The sequence below is a fragment of the Cohnella herbarum genome, assembly GCF_012849095.1.
Taxonomy (GTDB): domain Bacteria; phylum Bacillota; class Bacilli; order Paenibacillales; family Paenibacillaceae; genus Cohnella; species Cohnella herbarum.
Map to the genome: position 1 here is coordinate 730918 of NZ_CP051680.1, position 14303 is coordinate 745220.

Here is a 14303-nt window from a genome sequence, read left to right on the forward strand (position 1 = left end):
TGTGCGACTTGTCCAAGACAAAATGGATTTACTCTCCGCCTGCTAACGGTTATCCGGAGTGGAATAACAATCCCGAAATTTTTCAATTGAATCGCTTGGATGCCCATGCGACTTTCATTACTTATGACACGCTTGAGGAAGCGTTAAGAGGCGATCGCAAATCGTCTGATTATTATGCCTCTTTGAACGGAAAGTGGAAATTCTCGTTCGCGGAAAATCCGGACAAGCGGATTAAAAACTTCTACGAGAAAGGCTTCGACGACAGCGACTGGGCCGAGATCGCGGTTCCGGGACATTGGCAGCTTCAAGGCTACGATTATCCGCAATATACGAACGTCCGGTATCCTTGGATCGATTCCGAGTCGCTTAAGCCGCCATTCGCTCCAACGAAGTATAATCCGGTAGGTTCCTATTTGACGACGTTCGAGATTCCGCAAGGTTGGAAAGACAAGCCGGTATTCATTAGTTTCCAAGGGGTGGAGTCGGCTTTCTACGTATGGTTGAACGGAGATTTGGTCGGTTATAGCGAGGATACGTTCACGCCGGCGGAGTTTGATTTAACGCCGTATTTAATCGAGGGCGAGAACAAGCTTGCGGTAGAAGTGTACCGCTGGTGCGATGCGAGTTGGCTAGAGGATCAGGATTTCTGGCGGATGAGCGGAATATTTCGCGATGTGTACTTGTTCGCGATGCCGGATTCGCATATTTACGATTATTTCGTGCATACGGATCTGGATGATCGGTTTCGTGATGCGCAATTAAGAGTCGAGGCTACCGTCAATCGTTATTTCGGCGGTAATTCAGGGGCGATGACCGTTGAAGCAGAGCTCTACGACGCTAGCGGGCAAGCCGTGCTTCGCAGCCCGATGAGGATCGACGTAGCTTCGGGTCCGAACGACAAGGCGGAAGTCCAAGGAATCGTCGACGTCGCCAATCCTTTGAAATGGAGCGCGGAACAACCGAACCTATACACGCTTGTGCTTCGATTGCTGGACGGGGAAGGAAAAGCCGTTCAGTACGTCAGTTGCAAAGTCGGATTCCGCGTATTCGAGATTCAAGACGGGTTGATGCGCATCAACGGACAGCGCATCGAGTTCAAGGGCGTTAACCGCCATGAGTTCTCTTGCGATACGGGCCGCGCGCTGGGCGAAGAGGACATGATCCGGGACATTCGGTTGATGAAATCGCACAATATCAATGCCGTCCGTACGTCGCATTACCCGAATAATCCGCGATGGTACGAGTTATGCGATGAATACGGACTGTACGTCATCGACGAAACGAATCTGGAAACGCACGGATCATGGGAGTATGGGCAGCAGGAAGAACTGGATACGGTACCGGCAAGCAAACCTGAATGGCGCGCTAACGTGATCGATCGTTGCAATTCCATGCTGCAACGGGACAAGAACCATCCTTCCATCGTCATTTGGTCGTTAGGTAACGAAGCTTGGGGCGGAGATAACTTTGTGCATATGCATGATTATTTGCGCGCTAAAGACCCTTCGCGCGTCGTGCATTACGAAGGGGTTTTCCATTGCCGCAAGTCGGAAGCCGCTTCCGATATCGAGAGCCAGATGTATACGAAACCCCGGGATATCGAGGAGTACGCGCTCAGGAAACCGGCGCCTTCCAAGCCGTTCATTTTATGCGAATACAGTCATGCGATGGGGAATTCTTGCGGCGGGTTGTCCGAATACACGGAGCTGTTCGAGAAGTATCCGATCCTGCAAGGGGGATTTATCTGGGACTGGGTCGATCAGGCGATACGCGTGACGGCAGCGGATGGATCGAGCCATATGGCTTACGGCGGCGATTTCGGCGAGACTCCGCACGATGGCAACTTCTGCGGCAACGGACTGATTTTCGCCGATCGCACGGTGTCCCCTAAGCTGTACGAAGTCAAAAAGTGCTACCAGAACGTTAAATTCGCCGCGCAGAATTTAGCCGAGGGCCGGTTTATCGTGACGAACCGCAACCTGTTCACGAATCTGAACGAGTACGAATTGGCTTGGAAAGTGGAGAACGGCGGCGTACTCGTTAGCGAAGGGAAAGAGGAAGCGGAAGCGGAGCCGGGTCAATCGGCAACGTTGGATCTCTCCCGCTTCTATCCGCGGACTGCCATCATCGGCGATGAATTCGTGCTTACGCTGAGCCTTGTTTTGAAACGGGACACAGCTTGGGCTACGGTAGGCCACGAAATGGCTTACGAACAATTCGTATTGCCGATTCAAGCGCAGTCTACCATAGACGTGAACATGAGTTCTGGGGCTGCCGACGTAAAAATCGATTCTAACGGACAACGATGGATCGCTAGCGGGGAAAGTTTCTCCGTCAGCTTCGATACGAATACCGGCGATTTAGTGTCTTATCGAGTGAAAGGAACGGAACTGCTTAAACAAGGATTAGTTCCGAATTTTTGGCGCGCGTATACGGACAACGATAGGGGCAATCAGCATCATGTGCGCTGCGCGATCTGGAGGGAAGCCGGACTTGAGCGCAAGCTTACGAGGATAACGACCGCAGTCGCTCCATCGGGAGCCGAGATCACCGTGCATTACTTGCTTCCGACGAATCCGGACTCCGCATGCTCGATTACGTATACGATTCGCGGGAATGGCGAGATCGAAGTACGGCTCGCGCTTCAACCTGGCATCGGGCTCCCGGAAATTCCGGAAATCGGCATGCTGTTCGAGATGGACTCTTCGTTCGATACGATAACTTGGTACGGTAGAGGCCCGCACGAGAATTATTGGGATCGCAGCACGGGCGCCCGATTGGGACTATTTTCGGGCAAGGTGAACGAACAGGCGGCTCCGTACTTGAGACCGCAGGAAACGGGTAATAAAACGGACGTACGTTACGCGACGTTGACTAATCGTGTCGGCGCGGGAATCAGGATCGTAGGCGCTCCGCTGTTCGAGCTTAACGCGCTACCGTATACGCCTTACGAGTTGGAACAATATGATCACCAGCATCTGTTGCCGGCATCGGAGAAAACGGTCGTTCGCGTTAATTACAGGCAGATGGGCGTCGGCGGAGACGACAGTTGGGGAGCGCGCACGCACGCCGATTATACTTTGTTCGCGAATCGAACGTACGGTTATTCTTTTGTCATCCAGGGAATAGTCGATTAGTACGTGATCGGTCGAACGAATAATATAGATATCCTTACCGAATTTGTTGGAGGAATAATAAGATGGCAATCCGATACAACGCGGAACATCGCGTATTTCATCTGCAAGGACCGAATATAAGCTACGTTATTCAATTGAACAACTATGGCGTGCCTATGCATGCCTACTGGGGACGCAAGGTGTCCGATGCGCCATGGGAGGGCATGTTTGACTTTCAGGAGCGGGCATCGTTTTCTCCGAATCCGTATCCGGATGATCGCTCGGTATCTTTCGATACGCTTCCGCAGGAGTATCCGGCATACGGCGCGAGCGATTTCCGCCATCCGGCTTATCAAGTACAGCTAGAAGACGGAACGACGATCACGGAGCTCGCCTATGTCGAACATCGGATCATTGCCGGCAAACCAAAGCTGCAAGGGCTACCTTCTACGTATACGGAGAGGGACGAAGAGGCTCAGACATTGGAGCTGGAGCTACAGGACGTAAAGACCGGCCTGCATGTCGTGCTTTCTTATACCGTTTTCGAAGAACATGATGCGATCGTTAGATCGGCGAAGCTTGTGAATAAAGGCGGAACTACGTTGCGTTTGTTGCGTGCTTTGAGCGGGAGCGTGGATTTCCGTCACGATAAGTTTCATTTGTTGCAATTATCCGGAGCTTGGTCGAGGGAAAGAGATATTTATCGCCGGCAAGTGGTTCCGGGAATGCAATCGGTGGAAAGCCGCAGAGGTTCGAGCAGCCATCAGCAAAATCCGTTCATCGCTCTCCTATCTCCGAATGCGGATGAGGACCAAGGCGAAGCATACGGCTTCAGCTTAGTATATAGCGGCAGTTTCGTCGCTCAAGCGGAAGTCGATCAGTTCCGGACGACTCGCGTATCAATGGGGATTAATCCTTTCGATTTCCAATGGCGACTCGAGCCGGGAGAGCAGTTCCAGACTCCCGAACTGGTTATGGCTTACTCGTTCGAAGGAATAGGCGGAATGTCGCGAATTTACCATCGTTTGTATAGAAGCCGGTTGTGCCGCGGATCGCATCGGGATCGGACAAGACCGGTGCTCGTCAACAACTGGGAAGCGACTTATTTCCAATTCGATGCCGATAAAATAGAGCAGATCGCCAAAGCCGGACAACAATTGGGTATCGAGCTGTTCGTGCTCGACGACGGATGGTTCGGGCATCGGGATAGCGACAATTCCTCTCTAGGCGATTGGAAGGTGGATTACCGCAAGCTGCCTGGCGGGTTGGCGGATTTAGCAGAGCGCGTGAATCGTCTCGAAATGCAGTTCGGACTATGGTTCGAGCCTGAGATGGTGTCTCCGGACAGTGACTTATACCGTGCGCACCCGGACTGGTGTTTGCACGTCCCCGGGAGCAGAAGAACGGAAGCTCGCCAACAGCTGATACTCGATCTCTCCCGTGACGACGTATGCGATTATTTGATCGAGTCGGTCGGCTCCGTGCTTCGTTCGGCGCCGATCGCTTACGTCAAGTGGGACATGAACCGCAACATGACGGAGATCGGTTCGGCTTTGCTGGCGCCGGAGCGGCAGCGCGAAACCGCGCATCGTTACATGCTGGGACTTTACAAGGTTCTGGAAGCCATCACTTCGGAATTTCCGGACATCTTGTTCGAGAGCTGTTCGGGCGGCGGCGGCCGATTCGATCCGGGCATGCTGTATTACATGCCTCAGACTTGGACGAGCGATAATACGGACGCCGTCAGCCGTTTAAGAATTCAATACGGCACGAGCTTGGTATATCCGATCAGCACGATGGGCGCTCATGTGTCGGCGGTGCCTAATCACCAAGTACACCGGATGACTTCGCTGAAGACCCGCGGGGATGTCGCCATGTCGGGCAACTTCGGATATGAATTGGATTTAGCGCAAATGACCGACGACGAGAAAGATTTGGTCAAGGTACAGGTGCAGCAGTACAAAGAAATCCGCCATCTGGTGCAGTTTGGCGATTTCTATCGGCTGCGCAGTCCGTTCGAAGGCAACGATACCGCTTGGATGATGGTAGCGGCAGGCGGTTCGGAAGCCTTCGCCGCGTATATTCGCGTGTTGGCGGAATCTGCTGCTCCGCTGGACTGGCTTAAGTTCAAGGGACTTGATCCATCTGCCAAATATCGCCTGGTCGATAACGGCGCCGTCTACGGGGGCGATCAGCTCATGAACGCCGGGTTGCCGATTCCCCGTCTTCATGGCGACTACCAAAGCCACGTTTGGCGGTTCGTTCGAGAATAAATATGTATGTAAATTCGTTTAATCCATCTCTGAGCCTCTCCGGCATAAACGTTTCTTGCTAAGATGGTACGCGATTGGTGGCGGGATGAGGTGGCTGGTAGTCTCTTGAGTTAGTTAGTTGGCGGCTCAGCGTATTAACGTGAGTTAGTTACTTGCGTGGGTCGGGAGGAAACCAAATTTTTTGGAATTTGGGCATATTATTCCGATCGACTGCAAAGACTATCCTCTTGGAGGTGGTCGAAATGGATCAACAAAACAGCAGGCAGCAAATCGTGGCCGTCCGCAAGAACGGTGACGGAGATATCGTCGAGCTTCAGTTGTCATCGGGGCAAGTCGTCGGCTATAAAGAAGCGCAGCAGATGGCTAAGAACGATCAAATCGAGAACGTAAACGTGTTTAAGGGCCGTGACGGCGACGAGCATTTACGTTCGGATCCCGATGGTCGAACAGATAACAACTTAGATAATCTGCCTACTTTTTGACAGGCGAATCGGAACCGTTTAGGAGCCGCTGGAACGCCGGGAACCGCTCTTGGAGCGGTTCTTTTTTCTGGTTAGCGGGAGGATGAGGGTGAGCCCACAACCCAACCAACAACCCTCTCATTGTCGCAAAATGCGTCAATGGAGAGCCAAACCCAACCAACCATCTCCTCATTGTCGCAAAATGCGACTATAGTGAGCCAAACCCAACCAACCATCTCCTCATTGTCGCAAAATGCGTCAATGGTGAGGCCAACCCAACCAACAACCCTCTCATTGTCGCAAAATGCGACTATAGTGAGCCAAACCCAACCAACCATCTCCTCATTGTCGCAAAATGCATCAATGGAGAGCCAAACTGTACCAACAACCTCCTCATTGTCGCAAAATGCGACTATAGTGAGCCAAACCCAACCAACCATCTCCTCATTGTCGCAAAATGCGATTATGGTGAGCCCAACCCAACCAACATCCTCCTCATTGTCGCAAAATGCGACTATGGTGAGCCAAATCCAACCAACTACCTCCTCATTGTCGCAAAATGCGACTATGACGAGCCCAACCCAACCAACCACCCTCGCATTGTCGCAAAATGCGTCAATGGTGAGGCCAACCCAACCAACAACCCCATCATTGTCGCAAAATGCAACTATGACGAGCCCAACCCAACCAACAACCCCATCATTGTCGCAAAATGCGACTATGACGAGCCCAACCCAACCAACCACCCTCGCATTGTCGCAAAATGCGTCAATGGTGAGGCCAACCCAACCAACCACCCTCTCATTGTCGCAAAATGCATCAATGGAGAGCCAAACCCAACCAACAACCTCCTCATTGTCGCAAAATGCGACTATGGCGAGGCCAAACACCCCAACCACCCTCTCATAGTCGGAAATTCCGACTATAGCAGGAGTAACGCGAGGAAGAGAGTCCATATCGGTCGCTCAAAGCGGCTATCGGGGGTTCATGTTGCATACGAAAATAATTATTCGCATCATTCAACGACGCAACTCGTATGTACAACATAGATACATTCAGGCGTATTTACATGCAAATACAGCATTCGCACTAAATAATAGATTGTCATTATAGCAATATCGCTGTAAAATGAAATTGTGATCATGTACGTACAAGTTGGACAAACAAATTAACCGACACTTAGGAGGATTTCCTTATGCTGCAATTGAAACCTTATGTTTTCTGGTTTGTTACGGGAAGCCAGCACTTGTATGGACCGGAGACGTTGGAGGAGGTGGCCTCCCATTCCAAAGAAATGGCGAACGGCCTGACGAGCGATGCCGGCATTCCGTATCCGATTCTGTTCAAGCCGGTCGTTAAGACGCCTGAGGAGATTCGCCAGATCTGCATAGAAGCGAACTCGGACGAGAGCTGCGCGGGGATCATTACTTGGATGCATACGTTTTCCCCGGCGAAGATGTGGATTGCGGGGTTGTCCGAGCTGCGCAAGCCGTTGCTTCACCTTCATACGCAATATAATCGCGATATCCCATGGGAATCGATCGATATGGATTTCATGAACACGAACCAAGCCGCGCATGGGGACCGCGAGTTCGGATTTATCGGCGCACGCATGGGAATCGCCCGCAAAGTGGTCGTAGGTCATTGGCAGGATTCTCAAGTTCGCGGCAGAATCGGCGGTTGGGTTCGTACGGCGGCGGCTTACGCGGAGAGCCGTCAACTCAAGGTAGCTCGATTCGGGGACAACATGCGGCAAGTGGCCGTCACCGAAGGAGACAAAGTCGAAGCGCAAATCAAATTCGGCTGGGCAGTGAACGGTTACGGGGTAGGCGATCTGGTGGAGCGCGTAAACGCGGTGTCGGCCGGGGACGTCGATCAGCTGCTGGAAGAGTATGCGGATAAATACGATATCGTCGAAGAAGGACGTTCTGCGGGTCCGATTCGCGATGCGATCGCCTATCAAGCGCGAATCGAGATCGCGCTCAAGTCGTTCCTGGAGGAAGGCGGTTTTACGGCGTTCACGACGACGTTCGAGGATCTTCACGGTCTGGAGCAATTGCCTGGCTTGGCGGTTCAGCGTTTAATGGAGCAAGGTTACGGATTCGCGGGAGAGGGCGATTGGAAAACGGCCGCTCTAACCCGTCTCGTGAAAATAATCGCCGGCGGCGTGGATACTTCGTTCATGGAAGATTACACGTATCATTTCGAACCCGGCAACGAGTTGGTTCTCGGCGCGCACATGCTCGAAGTGTGCCCGACATTGGCTGCATCCAAGCCGCGTATCGAAGTGCATCCGCTTGGAATCGGGGGCAAAGCCGATCCTGCGAGAATCGTATTCGACGGCAAAGGCGGAGCGGCCATTAACGTCTCCGTAGTCGACATGGGCAACCGTTTCCGCATGATCGTGAACGAGGTGGATGGCGTGGCCGTCGATAGAGCGATGCCTAAGTTGCCCGTCGCGCGAGTACTATGGAAGCCGCAGCCGTCGTTGCAACGGGGAGCGGAAGCTTGGATATTGGCCGGGGGCGCTCACCATACGGTGTATTCCTTTGCCGTTACGACGGAGCAGATGCTCGATTTCGCTGAAATCGTCGGCATAGAGTGCGTTGTTATCGACAAGAACACGAATCCCGTTCAATTCCGCAACGAGCTTCGCTGGAGCCACCTTGCTTGGAAATAATTTTGTAAATAAAGGGTTAGTAGAAGGAGGACGCCTTCTACTAACCCTTTTTGTTTTACCCATAAAACTAACCCTTTGAAGAAGGAGGGAATATTTTCGGTCCCTCGTCGATCCGGTTGTTCTTGTTAAAGTTGTACACTCGCAAAGCGATAATCTTGAGGATGGCATACGTCGGAACGACGATCACCATGCCGAGCGGCCCGATGATTGCTCCGGCTCCGATGACAAGCAGCATGATCGTGAGCGGATGGACGTTCATCTGTTTGCCCATGATTTTCGGGGCGATAATGTTAGATTCGATCTGATTGGAGATTACGATGATGACGCAAGCCTCTATAGCTGCGAGCGGAGAGATCGTCAACGCGACGATAACCGTAGGAATTGCGGCAAGCAACGGCCCTAAATAAGGAATAACGTTCGTAATCGCAGCGACAAGCCCGAGAAGTAACGGATACGGGAGATCGATGAACAAGTACCCGATGAAGGTCAGCGTACCGATAATAAGCGAAGTGATTAACTTGCTCATGAGAAAAGAACCGATCGATGTATCGATTTCCTTAAGCGCGGGAAGCGCTTCTCCGTGTAGCCTTGCGGGGAGAACGCGAAGCACGAGCGCCGGAAATTTGTGTCCTTCCTTGAGCATGTAGTAGATGATGAAAGGAACGAGCCCGAGCAATAAGAAGAAGTTCATGATCATGTTGAACATGCTGCTTACGCTGCCGACAACGGAATTCAGAATATCGTTGAGAACGCTTGTTAATTGAGACGTTAGATTTTCGGTAGAGAAAGCTTCGTCCTTGCTTATGTTTCTTACCCACTCTTTTTCTTGGACGGAAACGAGCCAATCCTTGACCGTTTCCAGAATTTTGGGGAAATTCTGTACCAAGTTGATCGACTGTTCCCTAATCGGAGGCCAGATGACCAAGGAGAAGAGGAACAACAGGCCTAGAAAGGCCAAATAGACGATGACGATCGAAAGCGAGAGCGGTAATCGCTTGGCCAGCAACTGTACGGGCGGACGAAATATGTAGTAGAACATGCCCGAGATGACGATCGGAACGAACAAGGCGGCGAGAACCGCTCCGATCGGATCGAAGAGGTAGTCGACCCGCGAAGCTAAATAAGCGATAAGTAAAATGACGATGATTCCATATCCGATGCGAAACCATTTTCCTTGTGGCATGAGTGATTTTAACCTTCCTTCTCGAACGGGTTTATCTCTTTACTTTATACTCTCAATTTAACTCATAGCAAACAAAAATAAACGTAGGCAGGAAAATGACGCTTGGAATACGAATTAGTGGATTAACATAAACATAGGATGTCGTGGATGCGAATCCATGAACTTTCTTGCGACTTTTTTGAAAATGAGGTGAATCTTTTCATAACATTCGCTATAATAAGTGTAAGTTTCATGTAATTTGTGAGGAAAGTTTACAGGTAGTTAACGTAATTGACGCTGAGCAAACATTTCTAGTTCATCACGCAAGCCCTAACCATCGGGAGGTGACTAAGCATGCAGGCTTCGCCGGCGTTGGTTTCATCCGACGACCTGTACTTGTTCAATACCGGGCAGCTGTTTCGCGCCTATCGCACTTTCGGGGCTCATCTCATGGAATTCGATGGTCAGTTCGGCGTTCGATTCGTCTTGTGGGCACCTAATGCCCGGGAGGTATCCGTTGTCGGCGATTTCAACGATTGGCAAGACTCCGATCGGAGTGTTAGGCTGTCCCCGCTCGGAACAACCGGCGTCTGGGTCGGTTTCGGTCCGGGGTTGCGGGAAGGCGCGAGCTACAAGTACGAGATCGTGAATGCCGACGGCGTGCGGCAACTAAAGTCCGACCCGTTCGGCTTTCAGAGCGAATTGCGACCTAATACCGCTTCGGTGGTAACCTCTCTACATCATCATGCATGGCACGATCGGGATTGGATGGACGATAAAAAGAAAAATCCGCCTTATTCCAAACCCATGCTGATCTACGAAGTACATCTCGGATCTTGGCGAATGGATGCTCCGGAACAGTTTCGCAATTATGAACAATTAGCTAATGAGCTTGTCGATTATGTATGTTCAATGGGATATACCCACATTGAAGTATTGCCAATCACCGAGCATCCGTTTGATCGTTCGTGGGGTTATCAGGCGACGGGATATTATGCGGCTACGAGCCGTTACGGTCCTCCCGAAGGGTTAATGAAATTGATCGATCGGTGCCACCGGCGCGGAATAGGCGTCTTGCTGGACTGGGTATGCGGGCATTTCTGCAAGGACGATCACGGTCTTAGGCTGTTTGACGGAACGGCGCTCTACGAGAGCTCGGATTTCCGGCGCGCGGAGAAGCCGTTATGGGGCACGCTTGCTTTCGATTTCGGCAAACCGCAAGTCCAGAGTTTCCTCCTCTCTAACGCATTGTTCTGGTTAGACGTCTATCATATCGACGGTTTAAGAGTCGATGCCGTTGCGAGCATGATCGACATGAACTTCGACAAACCCGAATCTATGCGAACCTTAAATCGTTACGGAGGAACCGATGACGTCGAGGCGCTTCATTTTCTCCGTAAACTCAATGAAACGGTATTTCACTATTATCCCGAGAGTCTCATGATGGCAGAAGATTCTTCCTCTTATCCTGCAGTCACATCGCCCACCTATCTTGGAGGTCTCGGCTTCAACTACAAATGGAATATGGGCTGGATGAACGATATGCTCCGTTACATGGAGACCGATCCTGCCCACCGCCCTTCCCGGCACTCTCTTATTACGTTCTCCCTGCATTATGCCTTCTCCGAAAATTACGTTCTGCCCCTCTCGCACGACGAGGTTGTTCACGGCAAACGATCTTTATTGAATAAAATGCCCGGCAATTATAACGAGAAGTTCGCGAATCTTCGCCTATTCTACGGTTATTGGATGACGCATCCCGGCAAGAAACTGCTCTTCATGGGCGGGGAGTTCGGACAATTCGACGAGTGGAAAGATTACGCCGGATTGGATTGGAGCTTGCTTCAATATCCCTTGCACGACAGCATGCATCGGTTCGTGAAGGACTTAAACCGGATGTATCTCGATACTCCGGCTTTGTGGGAGAGCGATCACCGACAGATCGGGTTCGAATGGATCGATGTCAACAACGCTTCGCAATGCATGCTTTCATTTCAACGTATGGAACAAACATCCGAATCGCCTATCATCACCGTTTGCAATTTTTCGAGAGACAAGTACCCGGTCTATAGAGTCGGCGTGGAGAAACCGGGGAATTATCGACTGCTGCTCAATAGCGATCGGTCCGATTACGGCGGAAGCGGTTATGAAACGCCGTCCCTGATTCTAGCGCAGAATATTCCTATGCATGGCAAATCCCATAGTATCGAAGTTCCCGTTCCCGCTTTATCCATATTGCTTTGGAAGTCAGAATCGGCATGATCGGACGCAAGGATCATTTGGCTTGATGACGGCGAAGCCGTTTTACTTGGAGAGGAGTGAAGCTCATGCGCAAGAACGAGTGTATCGCTATGTTGCTAGCCGGCGGAGAAGGACGCAGATTGGGCGTATTGACTAAGGACTTAGCTAAACCGGCCGTTCATTTCGGAGGAAAATACCGCATCATCGACTTTACTTTAAGCAATTGCGTACATTCCGGCATCGAAACCGTCGGAGTGCTCACTCAGTACCAACCGCTTGAATTGACTCAGCATCTCGGGATAGGAACGCCGTGGGGATTGGATCGGCGGGAGGGCGGGATGCATGTGCTGCCTCCTTACGTCCGTCAGAAGGGCGGTTCATGGTATAAGGGGACCGCGAACGCGATCTATCAAAATTTAGGATTCATCGAACGTTACGATCCGGAGTACGTTCTTATTATTTCCGGCGATCATATTTACAAAATGAATTACGACCTGTTGTTGGATGCGCACAAAAAGAACGAAGCGGACGCGACGATTGCCGTCATTAGCGTTCCGTGGGCGGAAGCCAGCCGGTTCGGAATTCTAAGCGTCGACGAAGAAGGGCGCGTCGTCGAATTCGCGGAGAAACCGAAGAAGCCGACTAGCAATCTTGCATCCATGGGCGTGTACATGTTCAGTTGGCCGGTGTTAAAAGAAGCTCTGATCCGGGATGAGGCGAATCGAGCGTCTTCTAACGACTTCGGTAAAGATATCATTCCGACGATGCTGGCGGAGGAAGCCCGTCTATTCTCCTATCAATTCGACGATTATTGGAAAGACGTGGGGACGATCGATAGTTTGTGGGAAGCGAATATGGATTTGCTCGAGGATAAACCTTCTCTTAAATTAAACGACAGATCGTGGCGCATATTCTCGGCAAGCCCTAATCAGCCCGCTCAGTATATTGCTCCGACCGCTAAGGTTCAAGGATCGCTAATTAACGAAGGCTGCGTCATCGAAGGCCGGGTCAATCGTTCCGTGCTCTTCCACGGGGCGCGAGTTGGGGAAGGAAGCATCGTCGAAGACTCGATACTTATGCCGGGAGCGATCATTGGCAAGGACGCCAAAGTCATTCGCGCGATCGTAGGCGAAGGCGCGATCGTCGGGGAAGGCTGCGAAGTCGGCAGCGTGGAAGCCGAAGATATCGCGGTCGTAGGAAGCGGAGAGACGATCCGCCCGTTGGCGGAGCTTAAGGAGGCGGAGCCGGTATGAAATTGCCTATGATGGGAGTCATTAATTTAATTCACGAAGCGGACGAGATGGAAGCTTTAACGGCCAATCGATGCTTGGCGACGGTGCCGTTCGGGGGCCGGTATCGGCTGATCGATTTTACGCTTTCCTCGATGGTGAATTCCGGTATTCCGAAGGTGGCCGTCTTCGCCCACAGGAAATTCCGCTCGCTCATGGATCATCTGGGTTCCGGCAGCAACTGGGATTTGCATCGCAAGCAGAGCGGGTTGTTCGTCCTTCCTCCCTCGATGGAAGATCAAACGGACTTCGGCAAAGGAGATCTGTACCATTTTTACCGCAATCGAGATTACTTCTACCGCAGTCCGCTCGATTACGTAGTCATCTCCCGGAGTCATATGGTTTGCAACGTGGATTTCGTCAAAGTATTGGACCAGCACAGGGAGACGGGCGCGGACATTACCGTCGTGTGCAAGAATGCCCCGGAAGGGATGCCGGGTCTTGCGCGTAAAGCGAAGGTGAACGGAGCGGGACGTATCGTCGAGATGCAAGATCACTTCGGCAGGTTGGATAGCAATATCGTATCTATGGAGATGTACGTGTTAAGCAAGGACTTGCTCCTCGATCTGGTGGAAACGTCGTTGGCTCAAGGTCGCGATCATTTCGTCCGCCACTCGATTCTATCCCGCTTGAACCAATTGCAGGTCAACGCCTATTTGCACGAAGGAGTGTTAGGCGTCGTCAACAATATTGCCGCCTATTATCAACATAGCATGGAGCTGCTGAGGCCGGAAGTTTGGAAAGAGCTGTTCTTCCAACCGGGCTCCATCTATACGAAGGTTAAGGATGAACCGCCAACCCATTACCGTAACGGCGCGGACGTTACGAACTCTCTTGTGGCGAACGGTTGCGACATCGAGGGCGAGGTTCATAACAGCATATTGTTCCGCGGCGTTAAGGTCGCTAGGGGTGCCGTCGTTCGCAATAGCATCGTCATGCAGAATGGCGTGATCAGCGAGAACGGATCGTTGGAAAATTGCATTTTGGACAAAGAAGTCGAAATCCGTGCTTCTCAACAGCTTAAAGGATCGATCGAAATGCCGTTCATTGCGTTGAAACGGAAAGTCATTTAAACGGGAGT

At 51.5% G+C, this 14303-nt stretch carries 9 protein-coding genes; 7 read left to right on the forward strand and 2 right to left on the reverse strand.

Annotated elements, in window-relative coordinates:
* Positions 1-8 precede the first annotated feature (8 nt).
* The 3 genes from lacZ to HH215_RS02920 all read left to right on the forward strand — a co-directional run bounded on the left by lacZ (position 9) and on the right by HH215_RS02920 (position 5871).
* Positions 9-3137: a beta-galactosidase, LacZ type gene (gene lacZ / locus HH215_RS02910; RefSeq protein WP_169278535.1), complete on the forward strand. Its 3129-nt coding sequence runs from the start codon at positions 9-11 to the stop codon at positions 3135-3137.
* A 62-nt stretch (positions 3138-3199) separates the two neighbouring features.
* Positions 3200-5389, forward strand: a complete 2190-nt coding sequence (locus HH215_RS02915) for an alpha-galactosidase (protein WP_169278536.1) — start codon at positions 3200-3202, stop codon at positions 5387-5389.
* 242 nt (positions 5390-5631) lie between these two features.
* Positions 5632-5871, forward strand: coding sequence for a DUF3892 domain-containing protein (locus HH215_RS02920; RefSeq protein ID WP_169278537.1), 240 nt, complete (start codon positions 5632-5634; stop codon positions 5869-5871).
* A gap of 71 nt (positions 5872-5942) precedes the next feature.
* On the opposite strand, the gene HH215_RS02925 is transcribed toward HH215_RS02920, so the two are convergent.
* Positions 5943-6806: a hypothetical protein gene (locus HH215_RS02925; RefSeq protein ID WP_169278538.1), complete on the reverse strand. Its 864-nt coding sequence runs from the start codon at positions 6804-6806 to the stop codon at positions 5943-5945.
* 239 nt (positions 6807-7045) lie between these two features.
* Here HH215_RS02925 and araA point away from each other — a divergent pair, with 239 nt between their 5' ends.
* Positions 7046-8530, forward strand: coding sequence for an L-arabinose isomerase (gene araA, locus HH215_RS02930; protein ID WP_169278539.1), 1485 nt, complete (start codon positions 7046-7048; stop codon positions 8528-8530).
* Positions 8531-8597: 67 nt separating this feature from the next.
* On the opposite strand, the gene HH215_RS02935 is transcribed toward araA, so the two are convergent.
* Complete coding sequence (locus HH215_RS02935; protein WP_169278540.1) at positions 8598-9713, reverse strand: AI-2E family transporter; 1116 nt, start codon at positions 9711-9713, stop codon at positions 8598-8600.
* Between the two features lie 333 nt (positions 9714-10046).
* Between HH215_RS02935 and glgB the strand changes: the two genes are divergently transcribed.
* From glgB to glgD, 3 genes are all read left to right on the forward strand, one after another.
* Positions 10047-11954, forward strand: coding sequence for a 1,4-alpha-glucan branching protein GlgB (glgB, locus tag HH215_RS02940; protein WP_169278541.1), 1908 nt, complete (start codon positions 10047-10049; stop codon positions 11952-11954).
* A 65-nt stretch (positions 11955-12019) separates the two neighbouring features.
* Complete coding sequence (locus HH215_RS02945; RefSeq protein WP_169278542.1) at positions 12020-13186, forward strand: glucose-1-phosphate adenylyltransferase; 1167 nt, start codon at positions 12020-12022, stop codon at positions 13184-13186.
* Complete coding sequence (glgD, locus tag HH215_RS02950) at positions 13183-14295, forward strand: glucose-1-phosphate adenylyltransferase subunit GlgD (protein WP_174887599.1); 1113 nt, start codon at positions 13183-13185, stop codon at positions 14293-14295. Before HH215_RS02945 ends, glgD begins: the two co-directional genes overlap by 4 nt.
* Positions 14296-14303: the final 8 nt, after the last annotated feature.